This window comes from Gemmatimonadaceae bacterium (assembly GCA_036496605.1).
GTDB lineage: Bacteria > Gemmatimonadota > Gemmatimonadetes > Gemmatimonadales > Gemmatimonadaceae > AG2.
Map to the genome: position 1 here is coordinate 1 of DASXKV010000003.1, position 22470 is coordinate 22470.

16 protein-coding genes are annotated in these 22470 nt (G+C 64.1%); 8 read left to right on the forward strand and 8 right to left on the reverse strand.

The features are described 5' to 3' along the window. On the forward strand, positions 1–3211 hold a 3211-nt coding region (locus VGH98_00905), incomplete at its 5' end, for a VCBS repeat-containing protein (protein HEY2374506.1). 4 nt (positions 3212–3215) lie between these two features. Here the strand turns inward: VGH98_00905 and VGH98_00910 are convergent. Then, positions 3216–3659 (reverse strand): TonB-dependent receptor plug domain-containing protein, encoded by a 444-nt coding sequence (locus tag VGH98_00910; protein ID HEY2374507.1) that lies wholly within the window; start codon positions 3657–3659, stop codon positions 3216–3218. Between the two features lie 115 nt (positions 3660–3774). Here VGH98_00910 and VGH98_00915 point away from each other — a divergent pair, with 115 nt between their 5' ends. Continuing rightward, positions 3775–7089: a VCBS repeat-containing protein gene (locus VGH98_00915; GenBank protein HEY2374508.1), complete on the forward strand. Its 3315-nt coding sequence runs from the start codon at positions 3775–3777 to the stop codon at positions 7087–7089. After that, positions 7086–9551 carry a hypothetical protein gene (locus VGH98_00920; GenBank protein HEY2374509.1) on the forward strand — a complete coding sequence of 822 codons (2466 nt, stop codon included), beginning with the start codon at positions 7086–7088 and terminating at the stop codon, positions 9549–9551. The genes VGH98_00915 and VGH98_00920 overlap by 4 nt, the downstream gene beginning before the upstream one ends. Positions 9552–9573: 22 nt before the next feature. On the opposite strand, the gene VGH98_00925 is transcribed toward VGH98_00920, so the two are convergent. After that, positions 9574–10797, reverse strand: coding sequence for a P1 family peptidase (locus tag VGH98_00925; GenBank protein HEY2374510.1), 1224 nt, complete (start codon positions 10795–10797; stop codon positions 9574–9576). A 95-nt stretch (positions 10798–10892) separates the two neighbouring features. Here VGH98_00925 and VGH98_00930 point away from each other — a divergent pair, with 95 nt between their 5' ends. Next, positions 10893–11438, forward strand: coding sequence for a DUF664 domain-containing protein (locus VGH98_00930; protein ID HEY2374511.1), 546 nt, complete (start codon positions 10893–10895; stop codon positions 11436–11438). Positions 11439–11802: 364 nt separating this feature from the next. Here the strand turns inward: VGH98_00930 and VGH98_00935 are convergent, their stop codons facing one another. Next, complete coding sequence (locus tag VGH98_00935) at positions 11803–11982, reverse strand: hypothetical protein (protein ID HEY2374512.1); 180 nt, start codon at positions 11980–11982, stop codon at positions 11803–11805. Between the two features lie 36 nt (positions 11983–12018). Continuing rightward, complete coding sequence (locus tag VGH98_00940; protein HEY2374513.1) at positions 12019–13380, reverse strand: aspartate aminotransferase family protein; 1362 nt, start codon at positions 13378–13380, stop codon at positions 12019–12021. 106 nt (positions 13381–13486) lie between these two features. Here VGH98_00940 and VGH98_00945 point away from each other — a divergent pair, with 106 nt between their 5' ends. Together VGH98_00945 and VGH98_00950 are read left to right on the forward strand one after the other, a co-directional pair. Continuing rightward, the gene (locus tag VGH98_00945; GenBank protein HEY2374514.1) at positions 13487–13726 is read left to right on the forward strand and encodes a hypothetical protein; all 240 of its coding nucleotides are present in this window, start codon (positions 13487–13489) and stop codon (positions 13724–13726) included. A 184-nt stretch (positions 13727–13910) separates the two neighbouring features. Then, positions 13911–15416: an ankyrin repeat domain-containing protein gene (locus VGH98_00950; GenBank protein HEY2374515.1), complete on the forward strand. Its 1506-nt coding sequence runs from the start codon at positions 13911–13913 to the stop codon at positions 15414–15416. Positions 15417–15461: 45 nt separating this feature from the next. Here VGH98_00950 and VGH98_00955 read toward each other — a convergent pair whose 3' ends face one another. From VGH98_00955 to VGH98_00965, 3 genes are all read right to left on the reverse strand, one after another. After that, on the reverse strand, positions 15462–16442 hold the full coding sequence (locus VGH98_00955) for an amidohydrolase family protein (protein HEY2374516.1): 981 nt from the start codon (positions 16440–16442) through the stop codon (positions 15462–15464). Beyond that, the gene (locus tag VGH98_00960; protein ID HEY2374517.1) at positions 16432–17766 is read right to left on the reverse strand and encodes an amino acid permease; all 1335 of its coding nucleotides are present in this window, start codon (positions 17764–17766) and stop codon (positions 16432–16434) included. Before VGH98_00960 ends, VGH98_00955 begins: the two co-directional genes overlap by 11 nt. Positions 17767–17829: 63 nt before the next feature. Continuing rightward, positions 17830–19266, reverse strand: coding sequence for a peptidase dimerization domain-containing protein (locus tag VGH98_00965; protein ID HEY2374518.1), 1437 nt, complete (start codon positions 19264–19266; stop codon positions 17830–17832). 199 nt (positions 19267–19465) lie between these two features. Between VGH98_00965 and VGH98_00970 the strand changes: the two genes are divergently transcribed. After that, the gene (locus VGH98_00970) at positions 19466–19702 is read left to right on the forward strand and encodes a hypothetical protein (protein ID HEY2374519.1); all 237 of its coding nucleotides are present in this window, start codon (positions 19466–19468) and stop codon (positions 19700–19702) included. A gap of 113 nt (positions 19703–19815) precedes the next feature. On the opposite strand, the gene VGH98_00975 is transcribed toward VGH98_00970, so the two are convergent. Next, positions 19816–21267 (reverse strand): MATE family efflux transporter, encoded by a 1452-nt coding sequence (locus tag VGH98_00975; protein HEY2374520.1) that lies wholly within the window; start codon positions 21265–21267, stop codon positions 19816–19818. A 378-nt stretch (positions 21268–21645) separates the two neighbouring features. On the opposite strand from VGH98_00975, the gene VGH98_00980 reads away from it, so the two are divergent. After that, positions 21646–22407 carry an Hsp20/alpha crystallin family protein gene (locus VGH98_00980; GenBank protein HEY2374521.1) on the forward strand — a complete coding sequence of 254 codons (762 nt, stop codon included), beginning with the start codon at positions 21646–21648 and terminating at the stop codon, positions 22405–22407. Positions 22408–22470: the final 63 nt, after the last annotated feature.

The following is a 22470-nucleotide window of genomic DNA, read 5'->3' on the forward strand; positions in this document are numbered from 1 at the left end:
CTACCGGAACTTCTATAACGGGGGCGGAGTCGCAGTCGCGGACCTGAATGGCGACGGCCTTCCCGAGGTGGTGCTCACCTCGAACGAGGAGGGGCCAAAGCTCTACCTGAACAAGGGGCAGTTCCACTTCCGCGACATCACTAAGGCATCTGGCTTAACGACAGACCGGGCCTCGTGGACCACCGGTGTCGCCATCGCGGACGTGAACGGCGACGGCCTGCTCGACATCTACATCTGCCGCGCGGGGCCCGGGACGCCAGAGCAGCGCCCGAACCAGCTCTGGATCAACCAGGGCGTGGACAAGGATGGCATCCCGCACTTCAAGGAAAAGGCGAAGGAGTACGGCGTCGCCGACGAAGGCTATTCCACGCAGGCAGCATTTCTCGACTACGATCACGACGGCAAGCTCGATCTCTTCGTGATCGAGAACTCGCCGCGGTCGGTGAGCAACGCCGGCCAGCGAAATCTGCGCAGCGAACGGAGTCAATACGGCGGCGCGAAGCTCTACCACAACGACGGCGGACATTTCAGCGACGTGACCGGGCAAGCGGGCATTTACAGCCCCGATATCGCCTTTGGTCTCGGGGTGGCCGTAGCCGATGTGAACAACGACGGATGGCCGGACATCTACGTCTCCAACGACTTCGCCGAACGCGACTATCTGTACATCAACAATCGCGACGGAACGTTCAGCGAAGTGCTCGACAAGGAGATGCCCGTCGTCAGCTACTTCTCGATGGGTCTCGATGTCGCGGATCTCGAGAATAGCGGATGGCTCGACGTCTACACGACCGATATGCTGCCGGAGGACCAGGTTCGTCTCGCGACCACCTCCACCTTCGAGAACTGGGAGACGTACCAGAGTCGCGTGCACGGCGGCTATCACCATCAGATCATGCGCAACATGCTTCAGCGCAACAACGGTGATGGCACCTTCAGTGAACTGGGCCAGATGGCTGGAGTCGCGCGAACGGACTGGAGTTGGAGCGCGCTCATCGCCGATCTCGATCTCGATGGGCGAAAGGACATCTTCGTCACAAACGGCATCGCGAAGGACGTGACGTCCCAGGACTACATCGCCTTCATCGCGAACGGCGCGACGATTCGCAGCATGACGAATGAGGGCCGCCAGCGCGCCGACCTTCTCAAGCTGACTGGCGCGATGACGTCCACACCGCTGCTGAATTATGCGTTCCATAACACCGGCGGCTTGCATTTCACGAACGAAGCCGCGGCCTGGGGGCTCGCGACGCCGAGCTTCTCGAGCGGCGCGGCGTACGCCGACCTCGATGGCGACGGCGCGCTCGATCTCGTCGTGAACAACGTCGATCAGGAAGCCTTCATCTATCGCAACAACGCGCGCAAGCTGCATCCCGAGAATCACTTTCTCCGCGTCGCGCTGGCGGGCGACGGAGGGAATCGATTCGGTATTGGCGCACGCGTCACGGTGTACGCCGCGGATGACACGTTCATGCAGGAAGAGTCACCGCAGCGGGGCTTTCAGTCGAGCGTCGACTACGTGCTCGATTTCGGCCTCGGCGCCCACGCGACGGTAGACTCGTTAGGCGTGCAGTGGCCGACGGGCAAGGTCACGACACTTCGAGACATCGCCGCGAATCAGTCGGTGACAGTGCACGAACGCGATGCGGTGGGCAAAACACCAATCACCAATCACCAATCACCAACCACGCTCTTCACGGACGTCACCGCCGACACAAAATTCGACTTCAAGCATCAGGAGAACGACTTCGCCGACTTCGATCGAGAGCCGCTGATGCCCAAGCTGCTCTCGACCGAGGGTCCTTATCTCGCCGTTGGCGACGTGAACGGCGATGGCCTGGACGACGTGTACATCGGCGGCGCGAAGAACCAGGGCGGCAAGCTCCTGATTCAGCAGCGCGACGGACGCTTCGTGAGCGCGAACGATTCGCTCTTCGCCGCGGACGCGATCTCGGAGGATCTCGGCGCCGTCTTCTTCGACGCGAATGGCGATGGCCGCCCCGACCTCTACGTCGTGAGCGGCGGCAACGAGTACAACGAAGGGGCAACGGCGCTTCAGGACCGGCTATACATCAACGACGGGCATGGAAAATTTCACAAGGCCGTCGGATATCTCCCGCCGGAGTCGTCGAGCGGCTCACGCGTCGTCGCCGCCGACTACGATGGCAACGGCACGATCGATCTGTTCGTCGGCGGACGCGTGTCGCCGTGGGCGTATGGCGCCGATCCGGAAAGCATGCTCCTGCGCAACGACGGCAAAGGACACTTCACCAATGTGACGGCGACGCTGGCGCCCGAGCTCCAGCACGTCGGCATGGTGACGGACGCCATGTGGCGTGACATCGACGGCGACGGGCGTCTCGACCTCATCGTGGTCGGCGAGTGGATGCCAATCACCATCTTCCACAACGAGGGTGGCGGCCGCCTCAAGCGCATGCAGGTGAAGGGGCTCGAGAACACCAATGGCTGGTGGAATCGCATCATCGCCGGGGACCTCAATGGTGACGGAAAGGTCGACTTCATTGTCGCGAACCTCGGGCTCAACAGCCTCTTCCGCGCGTCGCCTAACGAGCCAGTGACGATGTACGTGAAGGACTTCGACGGCAACGACATCGCCGAGCAGATCATCTCGATCTACAATCATGGTGTGAGCTATCCGCTTCCACAGCGAGACGAGCTGCTCGGGGCGCTGCCGTTTCTCGCCTCGCGATTCCCGCGCCACAAGGATTTCGCGGGCAAGTCGGTCACCGATATCTTCACACCACAGGAGTTGTCGGACGCGGTCGTGAAGAAGGCCTACACGTTCGCGACGTCGCTGGTTCTCAACAAGGGCGACGGCTCGTTCAAGGTCGTGCCGCTGCCTGACGAAGCGCAGATCGCGCCGATCTATGGCATGCTCGCGGCGGACGTCGACCGCGACGGCCACACCGACCTGTTGCTCGCCGGCAACTTCGACGGATTCAAGCCGCAGATTGGGCGCATGGCGGCGAGCTATGGGCTCATGCTGCGTGGCGATGGGAAGGGAAGCTTCACTCCCGAGCGGCCACGGGAGAGCGGCTTCTTCGTTCCCGGTCAGGCGCGCGATATCGCGCGCCTACGCACGGCGCGTGGCGATCTGTACGTCGTCACGCGCAACAACGACCGTCCTCTCTTCTTCCGCGCCAATCGCGGCGTAACCGTCGCCACGCGCAGCGCCCGGAAAACCCAATGACCGGCTATTGCGGGTTTTTCGCTTTCTTGGTCTTGACGACGATCACGCCATTCGCGCCGCGGCTGCCGTACATCGTTAGGCTCGCCGCATCCTTCAGCACCTTGATCGAATCGATGTCGTAGGGATTGATGCCGCTCAAGCTGCCGTTCGCACCTGGCTGGATTACCTGACCATCCACGACATACAGCGGCTCGCCGTAGACGGAGTTCTGTCCGCGAATGCGCACGATGAGCCCGTCCGGACCCTGGAATACATCCACACCGGAGACACGACCTTGCAGCACTTTCTCGATCGGCTCATCCGGCGCGGGATGGATATCCTGAGACGTGACCGTCGCATCAGGGGTCGGAGCAGTCTTGGTGGCAGGAGTGCCGCCGTGCGAGCAGGCTGCGACGAACGCGGCAAGAAGCGCGGCACCCAGCAGACGATGTGACGAAAGCGACGGCATGCGATTCCTCCCGACGGGTCAGAACGGCGTGGAAACGGCGTCAGCTTTAACTGACGGTCTTACGCGTCGGCGCGCAAGTTGTGCTTCGTGGTCGAGACGCGCCTGGCACCCTCTCGTGAGGCTCCGCACGTTCGGGATCGTTCTTGTGACCCTGGCCGCCGCGTCGTGCACGGCCAGGCGCGAGCGGCCAGCCGGGCCCCCGCTCTTCGAGTCGCTGTCACCCAGTGCGACGGGCGTCACCTTCATGAACCGGCTGCCGGAAGACTCGTCGTTCAACTTTCTCAGCTACTTGTACTACTACAACGGCGGCGGGGTCGCCGTCGGCGACGTCAATAACGATGGCCTTCCGGACCTCTATTTCACGTCCAATCTCGGCGCGAACCATCTCTATCTGAACAAGGGGAATTATCGCTTCGAGGACATCACCGATCGCGCCGGGGTTGCCGATTCCATCGGGTGGAAGACCGGCGTCACCATGGCGGACGTGAACGGCGACGGCTACGTCGACATCTACGTATCGGCCGTTGACTACCTCGCGATGCATGGGCGGAACGTTCTCTACATCAACAATGGCGACGGCACGTTCACCGATCGCACAAAGGAATACGGGCTCGATCACGTCGGCTACTCGACGCAAGCGCTGTTCTTCGACTACGACGGCGACGGCGACCTCGACATGTTCCTGCTCAACCATTCGACGCACGGCGATCGCGGGCGCGCGGCTCAGGGTACCGGCACGCCCAAGGGAAGCGATCGCCTGTTTCGGAACGACGGCGGCCGCTTCGTCGACGTGAGCGAAAGCGCCGGCGTTGCCGACCGCGCCGGTGCGTTCGGCCTCGGCGTCGTCGCGAGCGATTTCAATCTCGATGGATGTCCCGACCTGTATGTCGCCAACGATTTCCAGGAGAACGATTACCTCTATATCAACAATTGTAACGGAACGTTCACCGAATCGGTTGCGAAGGCGATGGGCCATACCAGCCGCTTCTCGATGGGTGTGGACGCGGCGGACTTCAACAACGATGGCCGGCCGGACCTGATCGTGACGGACATGCTTCCCGAGCGTGAGAGTATTCTCAAGAGCTCGGCGAGCACCGAGAGCGTCGATCTCTTCAACATGCAGGCTCGCGCCGGCTTCCAGCCGCAGTACGAGCGAAACACGCTGCAACTGAATCGTGGTGGAGGGCGGTTCAGCGAAATTGGGTTCCTCGCCGGCGTCGCGGCGACGGATTGGAGCTGGTCGCCGCTGTTTGCGGATCTCGACAACGACGGCTACAAGGATCTGTTCATCACCAACGGTATCTACCGGCGGCCTAACGATCTCGATTACGTCAATTACATCAGCAACGAGGCGATCCAGGCGTCGCTCGCCCAGGGGATCACTCGCGAGAATTCGGCCGCGGTGCTCGAAAGGATGCCCGAGGTGCCGCTGCCTAACTACGCATTCCGGAACAACGGCGATCTCACCTTCACGAATGTCGCGAGCGCCTGGGGACTGGCGCAACCTGGCTTCTCGAATGGCGCGGCGTACGTGGACCTCAACAACAGCGGCGCGCTCGATCTCGTCGTCAACAACATCAATGCGCCCGCCTCGATCTATCGCAATCGCGTGCGCGAGCTGAATCCCGGCGCCTCGCACTATCTGGGCTTGCAGCTTCACGGTGCCCGCGGCAACACGGCGGGGATCGGATCGAAGGTGACGATCGTTGCCGGCGGGAAGACGCAGCTGCTCGAGCAGATGCCGACGCGCGGCTTCGAGTCGTCCGTTGATCCGCGCCTGCACTTCGGACTCGGGCGCGCGACGCAGGCCGATTCGCTCACCGTCATCTGGCCCGACAGACGTTATCAAGTGCTGACGAACATTCCGGTCGATCGGATGCTCACGCTCGAGCAGGACAAAGCCGCGGGAAAGTACGCGTATCGCCGCGACACGACGTTCCGGCCGCGCTTCGCCGACGCTACGGCACGCTCCGGAATCGACTTCAAGCACCAGGAGAACGATTTCGCCGATTACACGCGCGAGCCACTGATTCCACATCTCCTGTCGACGGAGGGACCGGCGCTCGCCGTCGGCGACGTCAACGGAGATGGGCTCGACGACATCTATGTCGGCGGGGCGAAATGGCAGTCAGGACGACTCTTCATTCAGCAGCCCGACGGCACGTTCAAGGAGAGCAAGCAACCCGCGTTTCAGGCCGACAGCCTCCAGGAGGATGTCGATGCCGTCTTCTTCGATGCGAATGGAGACGGTCATCTCGATCTCTACGTCGTGAGCGGAGGGAACGAATTCTGGGGCGACGACGACGCGCTCCAGGATCGGCTCTACATCAACGACGGGCAGGGCAATTTCCATCGAGACACGCAGGCGCTGCCGCGATTCGCGGAGAGTGGCTCGTGTGTCGTGCCCGGTGATTTCAACGGTGACGGCCACATCGATCTCTTTGTCGGCCGGCGCGCGGTGGCGCGCAACTATGGTCTCACGCCACGCAGCTATCTGCTCGAGAATGACGGCAAAGGTCATTTCACGGACGTCACGCGTGACAAGGCGCCGGCGCTTGCCGACGCCGGCATGGTGACTTCGGCGTCGTGGATCGACTACGACAATGATGGGAAGCTCGATCTCGTCGTCGTTGGCGAGTGGATGCCGGTGCGCGTGTTCCGGCAAGAGCATGGACGGTTCGCCGATCGCACGCAGGCGGCGGGGCTCGCGGGTACGGAAGGCTGGTGGAATACCGTGTCGGCGGCCGACGTCAACGGAGATGGGCGCAAGGATCTCCTGTTAGGCAATCTCGGACTCAACTCGTATCTGCGCGCGTCGGCGAATGAGCCGGTGAGGCTCTACGTCGGTGACTTCTTCTCTACGGGCGTGCTTAAACAAGTTCTCACGTCATACAAGGGCGGCGTCAGCTATCCGATTGCGGGGCGTGACGAGCTGCTGCGCCTCATGCCGCAGCTCCGAACCAGGTTCCCCACGTACGCGTCGTTCGGCGCGAGCCGGATCGAAGACATTCTCCCGTCCGCGGAGCTCGCGAAGGCGAAGGTACTGGAGACGCACGACTTCGCGAGCGCCATTGCGTTCAACGACGGAAATGGTCATTTCACTCTGCGGAATCTCCCGTCCGAAGCGCAGTTCGCACCGGTGAATGCCTTTATCGCCGATGATTTCGATCGCGATGGTCACATCGATCTGCTGGTTGCCGGCAACATCTACGGCGCTCCGCCGATTTTCGGCCAGTACGATGCCAGCAAGGGTTTGCTGTTACGTGGCGCGGGCGAGGGACATTTCACCGCGGCGGATCTCGAGGCCACGAATCTCGATATCGAGGGACAGGTGCGTCATATGGCGTTGGTGCGAGGCGCGCACGGCGCGAAGTTCATTGCGGTCGCGCGAAATAACGAGACGCTAGAGCTAATTCAGGTGAAACCGTGATCTCTTCTTGGTCATCCTTCGCCGTGCCCGCGCTGATCTTCACAGCGTCGATCGCTCACGCTCAGCGCGTCCCCACAACCAGAGACGAGTTACCGGTTCTCTCGCTCCCCGATCCAAGACTCGACGACACCAGCGCTTATCAAGGGTACAGCACGCGCTTCTATCGCGACTCGAAGGGGAACGTTTTGCAGGTGTATCTGCGTCGCAACGAAGGACGCGTCGTCAATCTCTGGGCCGATGCCGCCAACGAGAGCATCGGCCTTACGGTCCGCGACTCGGCCGGCGCGCCCGCGGCGGTCAACTGGGGCAGCGAGATCGCGCTCACGTCGGACTCCGGTTCGACGCGCGTCGTGAGCTATCACCTAACGACCAATAGCCGTGCGCTCCGGCTCGGCTGGTTCGTCCTCGGCACGATGCGCATCGAGCGCGATTTTCAGTATTGGCGCAAGCACCTCGATCCCTTCACCGCGCCCGGCTTTCACGTCGCCGAGGAGGACTCTCTCGTCGCGCGGCTGAGCGGAATGCCTGCGGAGGAGCGTCGACGGGAGCTCGTCCTGCTGCATGCGAGCAGCATCACCGAGCTCCGTGGCCGGCTCGAGCCACGCGTGACCATCGTCCATGCCGGAGCCCGCGACATCCTGCGGGTAACCAAAGCGAGCCTAACGGGAAGAAATCACCTTGGCATCGAGATTACCTACGACACGGCGCGCGTGAGCGGCAAGGTCATCGGCCGAGCGATTGCGCTCGACGCTCGCGGCGGTGGCCCTATCGATCTCGCCGTGCGGGTGGCGACGGATGCGCGGTCGCTCACGCCGCTCAGCCGCGGCGAGATCTTCGATCGTGCGTTCCTGGCATTCGCCGACTCGGTCTCGAAGCATGACCCGCGCGTCGAGCGGCAACTGCGTGCCGTCGAGCTCCTCAGTTCGCGCGAGAAGCTGATGGCCGGGCTGCCAAACTTCGCGACCTACTTCGGCCGCGACCAGATGATGTCGTCGCTGATGATGCAGCAGGTATGGACGCCGACGATGATGGAGCACGTCATCGGCAGCGTGTTGCGCAAGCTCGCGCCTAACGGTGAAGTGAGCCATGAGGAGGCGCTCGGCGGCCAGGCGATTCGCGAAGGCGCCGCCGAGTACGTGCGGCTCGTCGACTCCTCGCGCGCCATGGCGAAGCGCGGCGCGGCGCGCGACGCCGAGGCGCTCGTCACCCGAGCGCGAGTCGTGATTGGCGATCTGGAGCGCGTGCGCGAGAACTATCACATGATCGACGACGAGTTCCAGCTGCCGGTACTCGTTGCGCGATATCTCGCCGATCCGCGGCTCGACGCCAACAAGAAGCGCACCTTCTGGCGCGGGAGCGAGCGTGGTGTGCCGCGCCTATCGCTGCTCGTTCAGGAGCTCGAGGTCGTGGCGCTGCGCGCGGCACCGTATGCAGCGCAGCCGGACGCGACAAACCTAGTCGGGTTTGCCGCCCGTGACGCGACGCACTGGGAGTCGGAGAGCTGGCGCGACAGCGGCGCGGGCTACGCGAACGGGCGCTTCGCGATGGACATCAACGCGATCTGGGTACCGACGTCGCTACAGGCAATCGGGGATATCATTGCGTCGCTTCGCACGCTTGGTCTCGCGCAGGGGGCTTCGATTCCCGGAGCCACGCCGGGACCAAACTTCGCGAAGTACCTCGCAGACCCGATGGCCTTGGCGAGCGCCGAACGCGTGTGGTCGGGTGCCGTGCGGCACTTCGTCGTCAGGCTGGCACCCGCCGACGCGCAGGCGCGGATTCGCGCCAAGCTCGCGTCGCTCCCGGAGGTGGAGCGTGGCCACTGGATCGGCGTGCTCGCGAACACCGACGCCGATCGCGATTCCATCACCTTTCTCGCGCTCTCGCTCGACGCGGCGGGCCGTCCGATCGACGTCGTGAACACCGATCCAGCGACGGCGCTTTTTCTCGCCGACTTGAGCGGCCGGGGGCAGGCCGCTCTCGATATCACGCCGTTCCGGAACATCGATCCATTCGTCAGGCCCTATCCCGCGGGACTGTTCGTCGACCGGTTGGGTCCACTCGTCGCGAACGACGCGTACTCGACACCGGACGTGTGGAGTACGTTCGAGCGGGACCAGTACCACTCGCCGCGCGTCGTGTGGGGGCGGGAGGTGAACCTCATCACGCTCGGCCTGGCGCATCAGATCGCGCTCGCGGTCGATGCCCGCGGCCGTCCGCACGATCCGTCGCAGACGGCGTATGTCGCGAGCCTAACGAGCGCGCTGCGCAAGGTCCAGAGCGCGGTCGATGCCTCGGGACTGCGGCACTTCGAGCTCTGGAGCTACCGCATCCAGGGAGGGCAGCTCCAACCGGTGCGGTACGGCACGAGCTCGGACGTCCAGTTGTGGAACACGACGTCGCTGGCGGTGCAGTGGGCGTTGGACAAACTGCCGAAGTCGACGACGGCGGCACAAAGGTGAGAGCGGGTTGATGACAGCATGACTAGCGCCCGTATTTCTTCATCGCCGCCATGAGCCGATCGACGGGCAGCGCGTAGACTCGAACGAAGTTCGCGCCAGTCATGGTCTCGGCTTGTAGCATCGCGTTGACGATCGCTTCCTCCGTCGCCTGCGTGGTCGCGTAGAAGAGGGGATTGATCCTGCCGTTCGGGATCATGGTCACGTGCGCGAGTCCCGTGTCGGCCGCGGCGTGCGGGTTCGCGGTCGAGAAGGCGACGAAGATGTCGCCCGAGCTGTTCTCGCCTTTGCCTCCCATGCGTCCTATACCTAACGAGACGCGCGTCGCGATGCGCTTGAGCTGGTGCGGCAGGAGCGGCGCGTCCGTCGCGACGACGACGATGATCGAGCCTTGCCCCTCGTCCGACTCCTCGTCGCGATTCGCCGGCGCGGCGGCGTCGCAGCGAGGTCCGCGGATCGACATGTCGCTCGACGCGACGCACGACGTCAGATCGGGAATCTCTTCGCCTACCGGGACGCCGGCGACGCGCAGCTCGCGCCGCGAGCAGCAATTGCACTGCACGAGGACACCGACCGTGTAGCCGCCGTCGCGGGCGTCGAGCTTGCGTGACGCCGTACCGATACCGCCCTTGAAACCGTGACACACCATACCCGTCCCGCCGCCGACGTTCCCCTCTGCTGGCACGACGCCTCCGCGCGCTCCGTCGAGCGCGGAGAGCACATGTTCAGGCTTGACGTGGAAACCGTTGATGTCGTTGAGCCGCCCGTCATAGGTCTCGGCGACAACCGGCAGCCCCCAGGGTTGGAGACCCGGACGATGCACCTGCCACTGGAGAATCGCATCGCGGACGACGCCGACGGAGTGCGTGTTCGTAATCGCGATCGGTCCCTCGAGGAAGCCGGATTCCTGCAGCCAAGTCGTCCCCGTCATCTCGCCATTGCCATTGAGCGTGAACCACGCGCCCATCACCGGATCCGGGTCGGTCTTGCCGCGCGGGTGAATGACGGTGACGCCCGTGCGCACCGGTCCCTGGCCGACGACGAGCGCGCCGTTGCCGGAGATGAGAGTCGTGTGCCCGACCTCCACGCCGGCGACGTCGGTGATCGCGTCGAGCGTGCCCGGCGTACCGCCGATTTTCGCCGAGAGACCGAGATCACGAGCGCGCGGCTTTGACGCTGTCGTTTGCGCGGAAGCGTTGGCGAGGAGGAGAAAGCTGCTGAGCGAGAGCGCGAGGAGGTTGGCGCGCATGTTGAGACTCCGGACAGGAAGGCGAAATTACGGCGCGGAGAAGCTAGCGCGGATCTTGCGCGTCGGCGAGATTCGCCCGCCGCTGCAATCGCCGCGTGAACACAAAGGACGCCGACATGCAACCGCCGGAGTCGTTCGTGATCGGTTCGATGCCGGGCTATTCGCCGGGCATCAGCCGCCTCGTTGGCATGATGACGTACGCGCGTTGGACGACGCTTCGCGCCATCGAGGGCCTGACCGCTCCGCAGCTCGACCATCTGCACGATCAGTCGAGCAACACGATCGGCGCGCTGCTCACCCACATCGCGAGCGTCGAGGTCGTGTATCAGCGCCTAACGTTTGCGGGTCGCGCCATCTCGTCACCGGAGTACGACGGCGAGTGGTCGATCGCCTTGCAGTTGGGCTATCGCGCGCGCGACGCACTTCGCGGTAAGCCGCTCACGCATTACGTGCAGTCCCTCGAGGTGGTTCGCGCGTTCACGCTCGAGGAGCTCTCGCACCACGACGATCGCTGGCTCGATCAGACGACGGCGTTCTGGAACGGGCGTCAAGCGAACAACTACTTCAAGTGGTTCCACGTGTTCGAGGACGAGCTGAATCACCGCGGGCAGATCCGGTGGCTGAAGCAGCGACTGCCTTGACCCTAATTAGGTAGTAGAAGGCGCACCTCCGCTTGTTGCGACACCGTTGACGCAGTAGGCCGACGTGTTCACAGCGGTCGATCGCTCGCTCTGGTAAGATCTCATCGAGGAGCTGTGCGACCGCTACGAGGCCTCGCGTCTGCGCCGCGCCTCCGGCAAAAGAGGCAAACGTTCCACATTGAAAGGCGACCGGTCCAACTTCGAAGGCGACCGGTCCAACTCTGAACGCGACCGCGGCAAGAACGCGCGCGCCGGTGCCGCATAGGTAGCGGTCGCTACCAAATCGTGAGGCGCCCGCGACTTAATAAAGCGCGACCAGAACACTTCGTGAGGCGACGCGCGCAAAACTGAAGGCGACGTCGGCTCAGAGCGAGTGCACCGCGGCACTGTGTGACACGACCGTGGCTTCGCATGACACGACCGTGATTTCACACGACACGACCGTGGCTTTGTATGACACGACCGCCGCTTCATTCGACACGACCGGGGCTACATCCGACACGACCGGGGCTTCACCCGACACGACCGTGGCTACGCTCGACACGACGCCGGCGCGGCTGGTGGCTGCCTAATTAGTCCCTCACTCGACCCGCTTGAGCGTCTTCGCTACCGCGTCGATGATCTCGTCGATCTGCCCCTCCTCGACGATCAGTGGCGGGGACAGCGCGATGATATCGCCAGTCGTCCTGATGAGCACATTCTCATCCTGGAAGCACCGCGTGAACACCTCGAACGCGCGCGCGCCCGCTTTCCCCGGCCGCGACGCCAGCTCGATGCCGGCGACGACGCCGAGATTCCGAATGTCCACCACATGCGGCGCGACGCGCAGTGAGTGCACCGCGTCCTCGAAGTACGGCGCGAGGGACGCCGCGCGCTCGAACAGCCCCTCGTCGCGATAAACGCCCAACGTCGCCAGCGCCGCAGCACAGGCGAGAGGGTGTCCCGAGTAGGTATAGCCGTGAAAAAATTCGATCCCCTGCTCGGTTGCATTGACGATCGTTTCATAAACGCCCCGCCGGACGAACACCGCGCCCATCGGCACCGCGGCATTCGTGATGCCCTTGGCGACCGTCATCACGTCCGGCTCGACCCCGAAATAGTCCGCGGCGAAGGGCGCTCCGAGCCGGCCGAAGCCCGTGATCACTTCGTCGAAGATCAGGAGGATGCCGTGCCTCGTGCAGATCTCCCGCAGCCGCTCGAGGTATCCCTTCGGTGGAATCAGCACTCCGGTCGATCCGGCCATGGGCTCGATGATTACCGCCGCGATCGTCGACGCGCCGTGCTTCTGGACGACCGTCTCCAGTTGGTCCGCAAGCTCCTTCCCATGCTCCGGCTGTCCCCGCGAGAAGGCATTTCGAGCCGGATCGTGCGTGTGCGGCAGGTGGTCGACGTTAGGCAGGAGCTGGCCCGCGAACTGCTTCTTGTTCGTATCGATGCCGCCGACGGAGATCCCACCGAAACCGACGCCATGGTATGCACGCAGTCGGCCGATGAGCTTCGTCCGCGTCGGCTCGCCCTTCGCCTGCCAATACGCGAGCGCGATCTTGAGCGCGCTGTCCACTGCCTCCGAGCCGGAGTTGGCGAAGAAGACGTGGTCGAGCTTCCCCGGCAAAATATCTGTTAGTCGGGACGCCAGCTCGAACTCGAGGGGATGTCCCATCTGGAATCCCGGCGCGTAATCCATCCGTGCCGCTTGCTCGGCGATCGCCCGCGCGATCGGCTCGCGGCAGTGGCCGGCGTTCACGCACCAGAGTCCCGCCGTCCCATCGAGGATGCGTCGGCCGTCGACTGCGGTGTAGTACATCCCTTTTGCCTCGGTGAGCAGGCGCGGCGCGCGCTTGAACGCGCGGTTCGCCGTGAAGGGCATCCAGAGCTCCTCGAGGGACAGGTCGGCGACGTCGATGTCGAGGGCGGAGGCGGAGACGGTCGGTGCGCTGGACATGGTGGAAAGGGGCTAGGGGCTGGAGCCGATTGGCTAGGGCCACTGGAAATGTGTCGCCTCAGTGTCCCCTTCGCTATAGTCAAGCTACGTGGACTTATCGACGCTCATGGCAGACGACAAACAAGCCACGCCTAACGAGACAAGCGATCCGCCCATGGCTTCGACGGCCGAGGTCAAGGCCGTCGTCCAGAACGTGCAGCGGACCCACCGCGGGCGCATCAAGTGGGGAATCGGGAAACACACTGCCGAGCTTGCACTCAGGGCGCTGAACGAACCGCGGTCCGTGCTGCGGCGGCCGTCGTCGTCCAAGTCGCGGCGCCGAAAGAAGCACAAGCGACTGCTGTAGCTAGCCAATTCGCGGATCGCGCGTTGACACGGCCGCGCGCCCACGACAGCTTGCAGATCGAGCGTGTAGGGCGCCTCCAGTCCGCGGAAAGGGACCGAGTCCCACCTAACGAGGAGTCGTTGCCGACAAAATCGCTTCTTTCGGCCCGTACTGCGGACATCGGGCGCTCACGAAAGGAGCGCACATGCCCACTCGCACCCTCCCGCCCCGTCCCGATCTCGCGCAACTCAAGCGCCAGGCAAACGAGCTCCTGAAGCTCCAGCGCGAGAAGAAGGCGTCCGTCATCGCGCGGATTGCCGCCACTCACCCGAGATTCAAGCAGCACCCTCCAGAGAGAGCGTTCGCATCACCTTTCGCCCTCGCCGACGCGCAGCTCGTCATCGCCCGCGAGTACGGATACCCAAGTTGGGCTTCTCTGAAGCACGACGTCGAGGCCACACGCCGGGTCGCGCCATTCACGCAGCACCCGCGATTTGCCGAGGCCGTCGGCGCCATCGTCGCGGGCGATCTGCAGCGGCTCCGCGTGTTGCTCGACGCGCATCCCGAGCTCGTGCGCGCGCGAACGAACCTCGAGCCGCCGTTCCACTACTTCACCGGCGCGACGCTGCTTCACCATCTGGCGTGGAATCCCAGCCGGGAGGAGCCCGTACCGCCTAACGTCGTCGACATCGCGCGGCTCCTCCTCGATCGCGGCGCCGATCCGGACGCGCTCACCCTCGGCCGCAGCATTGGCACGACGATGGGATTGATCGTCACGAGCCGGATGGCGAGCGAGGCGAACAGCTCCGGACCGCTCATCGATCTGCTGCGTGACAGAGGCGCCAAGCTCGATCTCGGGAATTCGGAGACCGTGATTCCAGACTGGGGAAAACGAAATGTCCTCCACGTTGCGCTCTCCAACTATGGGATTCGCGCCGCGCAGAAGCTCATCGAGCTCGGCGCGAAGCCGGATATCTGTTCCGCGGCGGCGCTCGGTCGCATGGATCTCGTGCGCGGCTTCTTCGACAGCAACGGAGAACTGACCTCGCGGCCGCGTCGTGACGGCGCGCCGATGCCGGCGCGGGACGCGATCGGCCTCGCGCTATTGTTCGCGTACGTGAATCACCATCCCGATGTCGTCGATTTCCTGCTCGAGAAAGACGGCAACTGGAACATGACGGGCGTCAATAACGGCGCGGCCATGCATCGCGCGGCATGGAGTGGTGACCTCACGATGGTCCAGCGGCTCGTCGCCCGCGGCGCCGACTTCACCAATCGCGACAACCCCTTCAATTCGACGCCGCTCTCGTGGGCGCAGCACAACAAACAGCAAGCGGTGTTCGACTGGTTGCGGGCGCAGTGCGCGATCGACATACACGACGCCGCGAGTTTCGACCTCCGAGAGCACGTCGAAGCGCGCCTGCACGAGGATCCGGCGTCGATCGACAAGCGCCTCGATCAGTGGGAGGCGCCCCAGTGCACGCCTCTGTACTGGGCCGCATGGACTCGCCTCAGCGACGTCGACGGCGCGCACGAGCTCGATGAATCAAAGCGAATCGGCCTCGTTAGGCTGTTGCTCGATCATGGCGCCGACCCAAACATCATCGCGGGCGATGGCAATGCTCCACTCGATGTCGCCCTCGGCGCGGGCGCAGCGAATATCGCTGCGCTCATCGAGTCACGTGGAGGAAGGAGAGCCGCGGACCTCTGAGCAGAATCCGGATGCGCGCGCGTTCCTTCGCGACGCGAATCCCGCTCAATTGGTCCGATAGACACCCGCCGCATTCCCCGCAAGGATCTGCGCTCGTTCGCTCGGCGAGAACGCCGCACTCGCGATGCTTTCCTTCATGAGATCGATGCTACCGATCGCATGCGGGTAATCGCTGCCGCCGAGGAGCTGACTCACGCCTCCGAAATCCGCCGCAAATCGCAGCGCCCTGGCATCGAAGTTCACCGTGTCGAAATAGAATCGCCGTAAATACTCGCTCGGCGGATGCGTGATTTGCGTTCGACATTCACCGAATGCGCGCCACCCGCGGTCGAGACGCTCGGCGAGATACGGAATCGCGCCGCCGAGATGGCCGAGCACCCACTTGATGCGCGGATATCGCTCCGGCACTCCCGCGAAGACGAGCTTCGCTGCCGCGAGCGTCGTGTCCATCAGGAAGCCGACGAGCGGCATGAGCCAGAAATCCGTCATCGCTTCGACGCCGACGGGGCTCGTCGGATGAATGTGCATCACGGCGCCCAAGCGATTCGCTTCGGCGTAGAGTGGCTCGAAGCGCGAGTCGGCGAGCGCGTCGCCGTTCACATTGCTGAAGAGCATCGCTCCGGAGAAGTGCAATTGCTCGACGGCGCGCCGCAGCTCGGCGACGGAGGCCGCCGGATCGCACAACGGGAGCGTCGCCAGCGCGGCGAAGCGTGGCCCTCGTTCACGCACGATCGCCGCGAACGCGTCGTTGACCAGCCGCGCAAGCTTCACCGCACGCGCTGGTGGCTCGACGTGCGTTCCCGGTGTGGTTAGGGAAATGATCTGCGTATCGACGCCGTCGCGCGCGAGGACCTCGGCGCGATAGGCGATGTCGCGATGGCCGCGCACGGCGACGTTGTAGTCGCCGGGATAGTGGACGCAGGGATTGCCCGCTTCGTCGATCGTCACGCGGACGACGCTGTCCTTGTCGCGCAGCGCCTCGAGGTATTCGGGCGGATAGAAGTGGTTGTGGACGTCAATTACCATCGGCGACGAGGGGATTGGAGGTGACGGTTCGGCGGACCCAGATCCGGTAGGCGGGCCAGCCGATGAGGATGAGGACGAGCCCCGTTAGGCTGTCCATGGGCGCCGCGACGATCTGATTCGTGGCGACGAGCAGCGCCGTGGCGGCAAAGGCGACGGGAAGCACTGCGCCTAACGGTGCGCGAAACACCGGGGCGAAGCCCCCTCGCTTCCGTAGCTGAAGCAGCCCGATCGCCATCAGCGAGAAGAAAATCCACTCCGAGTACACGACGCGCGCGACCAGCACCCGATAGGTGCCTGTCGCGACGAGCACGCACGCCCAGACGGCCTGGAGGGCGATCGCGCGGTGCGGCGTCTGATAGCGTGGGTGGACGTCGCCGAGCCGTCGGAAGATCAGCCCGTCGTTGGCCATCGCGAGATACGCGCGCGGGCCCGCGAGCACGATGCCGCTGAGGGCGCCGAAGGTCGAGACGACGACAAGCACTGCCATCAGCACCGCGCCGCCGCGGCCAAGCACCGCGTCGGCGGCGTCGGCGGCAACACGCGTCGATTCCGCGACTCGCCCGAGCGGCAGCACGTGCAGGTACGCCGTGTTGAGCAGAACGTAACACGCCGTGACGATCATCGTCCCCGCGACCAAAGCGCGGGGGATCGTACGTTGCGGCTCGATCGTCTCACCCGCCGCGTACGTTACCATGTGCCAACCGCCGAAGGCGAACAGGCCCGCGGCGACGGCGAGGAGAAAGCCACGCGCGGATACGGGCGCCGGAGCCGCGCCTGGCACGGCGACATTCGGCCCGAGCGCGAACGCGGCAACGACGACCGCCGCGATCGCGAACACCTTCGCTGCGGTGAGCGCGGTCTGAAGGCCGCTTCCCTGCCTAACGCCGATGTAGTTCACCGCGGAGAGCACGACGACCGCTCCGGCGGCGACGACGCGCTGGCCGAGATCGGTCAGCGGCACGAGCACGCCGAGGTAGCGTGCAAAAATCATCGCGATGACGGCGATGATGCCGGTGTGCATCGTCCAGAACATCGCCCAGCCCCAGAGAAAGCCGAGGGCGGGCGAGAAGGCGCGCGTGAAATAGACGTAGACGCCGCCCGTGACGGGAAAGGCCGACGCCAGTTCGGCGGCGATGAGCGAGCCGCCCAACGTGAGGAGGCCGGCGAGGATCCAGACGGCAATGATACCGACGACGGAGGGAACGGCGCCCGTGACGGTCGACGGCTGAACGAAAATCGAAGCGCCGATGATCGTGCCGACGACCATCGCGGTCGCCTGTAGCGGACCAATCGTTCGGCGAAGCGGAGGGCTCGTGTCAGCCATGCCCGGATGACCTCCCCACTCTCCACTCCAGAGATGGTTGGGAAGGGGTGAGTTCACGCCCTCCTACCGAGCTCCAACGACCTTCGGGACCACGTACACCCGCCGCAGTGCGTCGAGGTACTCGTTATGCAATCCCTTGATCGTATCGAACTCCTTCTTCACCGCCGCGCGGTACTCGGGATGCGTCGCGAAATCGAAGAGGAGCGCGGTCATCGCCTGCGCGTCGACGACGAAGCCGTGATGTCCGACATCGGTGAGCGCGTCCGCTTCCATCTCGTAGGTGTGGTTCGGCGCGTTCGACGACTTGGCGCTGAAGCCAACGCCCGGGATGTTGCTCGACACGCTCCCCGTCTCCTCGTAGCCCTGCGGTTTGCCCGGCTCGGGGAGCACGCCTGTCGCGCCGTACTTCTTCATGTACGCGAATGCGAGCTCGTCGAGCGTGGCCACGCCCACGCCGTCGCGGTTGTGGCCGTAGTGATCGATCTTGACCTCGGTGCCCGTTGCCAGCGCGGCAGCGCGCGCCGCGTTGTCGACCATCTCCGTCTCCTGCGCGAGGTAGACCTCGTCGGGATACCGAATATAGAAATCGGCGGCCGTCTTGTCGGGTACGACATTCGGCGCCGCACCGCCCTCGGTGATCACGCCTTGAATGCGTGCCTCCGGGCGCAGGTTGCTCCGAATCGCATCGATATTGTTGAAAAGATGAATAACTGCCTCGAGCGCGTTGCGGCCGTTCCACGCCGTGAGCTGGTGCGCGGGCGCGCCATAAAAGGTGTACTTCGCGCCGTCGATATTCATGCAGCACGTACCGAAGCCGGGCGCGGCACGGCTCGTGGCACTGGTCGAATGGCTGCGGACGAGGACGTCGATCCCGTTGAAGACGCCCGCATCGTACATCACGGTCTTGGCGTTAGGCGGCATCATCTCCTCACCCGGCGTCCCGAATACGACAACGGACCCCGGCGTCTTCGTCTTCGTGAGATACTCCGCGATGGCGACCGCCGCGGCGATGCCGATCGGTCCCTGTGTGGAGTGTTGATCGCCGTGGAAAGCGCCCTTCGTGCCTCGTAAGGCGTCGTATTCGAGGATGATGCCAAGATTCGGCGAGCCGGATGACTTCGTGTAGCGCGCAACGAAGGCGGTCTTGAGACCAGCCACGCCCATCTGCACGTCGAAATCGTGCTTCTTGAGATAGTCCACGAGGAGCTGCACCGATCGCGTCTCCTCGAAGCCGATTTCCGGGTGCCGTGTAATGTCATCGCCGAGTGCGATAAGCTCGTTGTCCATCAGCGCCTTTGCGCGCGCAACGACGGCATCGCGCCCCGCACTCGGGCCGGTGAGGCGCGAGACGAGTGTGTTGACATCGAGCGAGTGTTCGAGGTCATCGAGTTGCTTCACGACGGAACGAGCTGCGTCGCGCTCCGTGGGCGTCTCCTGGGCGATGACGGAACCAGGGGCGAGCAACGCGAGCAACGTGAGCCTCACGACGAACGTGCGCATTGGAATCTCCAGGGGGTTACAGTCCGCGATAAGGCTGCACGAGAGCCGCGCTGACGGCTAGAGGTCGGAAGAGGCCGGTTTATCGCGCAGCTTGGCACGCACCCCGCATATGACGAGACCGGCTCGAACGCTTGGCTCCTTCGAGCGATCGAGCGGCGCCGCCGGCAGGGGGCCGGAGGCATAGAACTCGGAGGAAACAATGGCGGACGTCAACATTCAGCAAACGCCCTCCAGCGGCGAGTCTCGAAGCGGTGGCTCGGGCGCGGTGTGGGCGATCGTCGTGGTCATCCTGCTGCTGGTGATTGGCTGGTTCGTATTCGGTGGTGGTCTCACGCGCCGCACCACGGCGACCGTGAACGTGAATGTCCCAGGCCAGACTGGGGGCAGTGGATCGGGAAGCGGGTCCGGTTCCGGCGGAGCGACCAAGACTCCGTAGTTGCGTTGCATGACAAAGTCCGTCACGGACAAACTGGTGGTTGGTGATTGGTGATTCGTCGTAACGTTCACGAACCACCAACCACCAACCACCAACCACCAACCACCAACCACTCAGACAGTCCTCGTCTTCCACTTTCCTCGCCTGAAGATCAACGCACTCAGCACCGCCAGCGTCGAGAACGCGACCGTCACCGAGAGGTAGACTCCGCGCGGCCCGAAATGCAGCGTCTCCGCGAGCACGAACGCAAGTGGAATCTCCCACAACCAGAACACGACGACATTCAGGATCGTCGGCGTCATCGTATCGCCCGCGCCATTGAAGGCCGCCGCCAGCACCATTCCGTAGGCGTAGAACAGGAAACCCAATGCAATGATGCGCAACGCGTCCACCGCGTAAGGAACCACGAGCGGGTCACTGGTGAAGATATTGGCAATGGGCCCGGCGAACGAGACGAACAGCAGCCCGATCGCGCCGAGGAAGCACATGTTGTAGAAACCGGCGATCCACACCGCGCGCTCGGCGCGCTCCGGTTTCTTCGCGCCTAACGCCTGGCCCACCATCGTTGCGCCCGCGTTCGCCAGTCCCCACGACGGCAGCAGCGCAAAGATGATCACGCGGATCCCGATCGTGTAGCCGGCGAGCACGCCGCTGCCGAACGATGAGAGGATGCGAATCAACCCGATCCAGCTTGCCGTTCCGATGATGGTCTGCAGCGTCCCGCTCGCCGAGAGCCGGATCATCCGCAGCATCACCGCGGGCTGGAGACGAAGCTGCTTGCGCGTGATTGTGACCCGCCCCCTGCGCCCGAGCAGGAGCCGGCTCAACGCGAACAGCGCGCCCGTCCCGCGGCCGATGTTCGTCGCGATGGCTGCGCCCTTGACGCCGAGCGCGGGAAAAGGACCGAGTCCGAAGATCAAGCACGGACCCAGCGCGATGTTGATTGCATTTGCGAGCCAGAGCACCCGCATCGCGATCGCCGCGTCGCCTGCGCCGCGGAAGATCGCGTTCACGAGAAACAGAAGAACAATCGTCGCGTTGCCGCCGTACATGATGCGCGCGTACGTCGTGCCGGTCGCGAGCACGCTCGGCGATGCGCCCATCATACGCAGGAGCTGCGGCGCCATGATGCCGCCAGCAATACCGAGCGCCGACGCGATGAGCGCGCCGAGCACGATGGCTTGCACGGCGGCGCGCGCCGCTCCGTCCGCATCGCGCTCGCCGGTTCGGCGCGCGACCATAGCTGTCGCGCCGATCGCGAGTCCCATCGCGATCGAATAGATGATCGTGAGCATGGACTCGGTGAGGCCAACGGTCGCTACCGCGTCGGCGCCGAGCCGCGAGACGAAGAACACGTCGCAGACGGCGAACACGCTCTCCATCACCATCTCCAGGACCATTGGCACGGCGAGAACGAGTATCGCTCGACCAATCGGACCCTGGGTGTAGTCACGCCGCGAGCCGCGCAGCGCCTCCCGCACGCCCGACCAGAAACTTTCCACCGGCGGCGCTTGCGCGGCGACTGCCGCGCCTGGATCGAGTGCTTCGCTGAATTCCGACGACATAGTTGGTACGATCTCGTATCAAACGTGAAAGGGGCAGCACCGAGATCGGTGCCGCCCCTCATGTCACGAGCTCAGGCAAGCGACGATCGTCAGTGCATGGATCCGAATCGCGCGCGCATTCCGGCGTCAGCAGCGCTCGCGACGATTCTCGGCTTGTGTGTGAACTGGCGCATCGGCTCGATTGACGGGTCGGGGAGGGGGGTCGCCCGACTAGTGAGCCAGCAATGTATGCGGGACCGGAAAACGGCACAATGGCGCGCCCGATTTGGCACTTCACTTGCCGCGATTCGCCGATGACGAAACAGTGAACTCGCCGACGCAGGCGACGGAGTCGGCGTGCGATCGAAAAAACTATACGGCTTTGAAGGAGAGAGCGTCATGGCAACACGAGGCAGCGGCAGAACCGAGGACCGAGCCAACACCCGCAACCCGAGCTCGACGAAGGGAGGGGCAGGGGGAAGGGGAGCGACCGCGCAAAAAGTGGAACCGAACCAGCAAGCTCGCGGTGCACCGGCGACGAATCAGAGCGAGGCGAGTGCGCGTGGTGATCAGCAGCGAGTGTTGCAGACGGCGCGCGAGGGCGGCCAGACACAGCGGACGCCCTCGAGTGAACGTGGTGAGATTACCCGCAGCGATCGCTTCCTCCGTCCGTTCGGTTCACTCGCGGCAGTGAGCCCATTCGCGCTGATGCGCCAGATGATGGAGGACATGGATCAGCTCTTCGCCAACGCGGGCTCGTGGCCCGAGGCGCGTGGTCAAGCGCCTCAGCGGGGCACCCAACGCGGCACGCAGGCGCCGTCACTGCGCAATCTCTGGGCGCCGCAGGTCGAGATCTTCGAACGCGGGAACAACATCGTCGTGCGCGCCGAGTTGCCGGGTCTGAACAAGGACGACGTCGACGTCGAAGTCGAGGACAACGCGCTCGTCATTCGCGGTGAGCGGCACAGCGACGTCGAGGACGAGCACGAGGGCTACTACCGCAGCGAGCGGAGTTATGGAAGTTTTTATCGCGCGATTCCGCTTCCCGAGGGCGTGGATCCGAACGCCTGCAACGCGACATTCAAGGATGGCGTGCTCGAGGTGACGGTGACGAAGCCCGCCCCGCAGGAGTCGCGGGCGAAGAAGATCAACGTGCGGTGATTGGTTATCCGTGGCTGGTAACTGGTCAAGGCAATGCCGGCGAGCGTAGCTCGCCGGCACTCC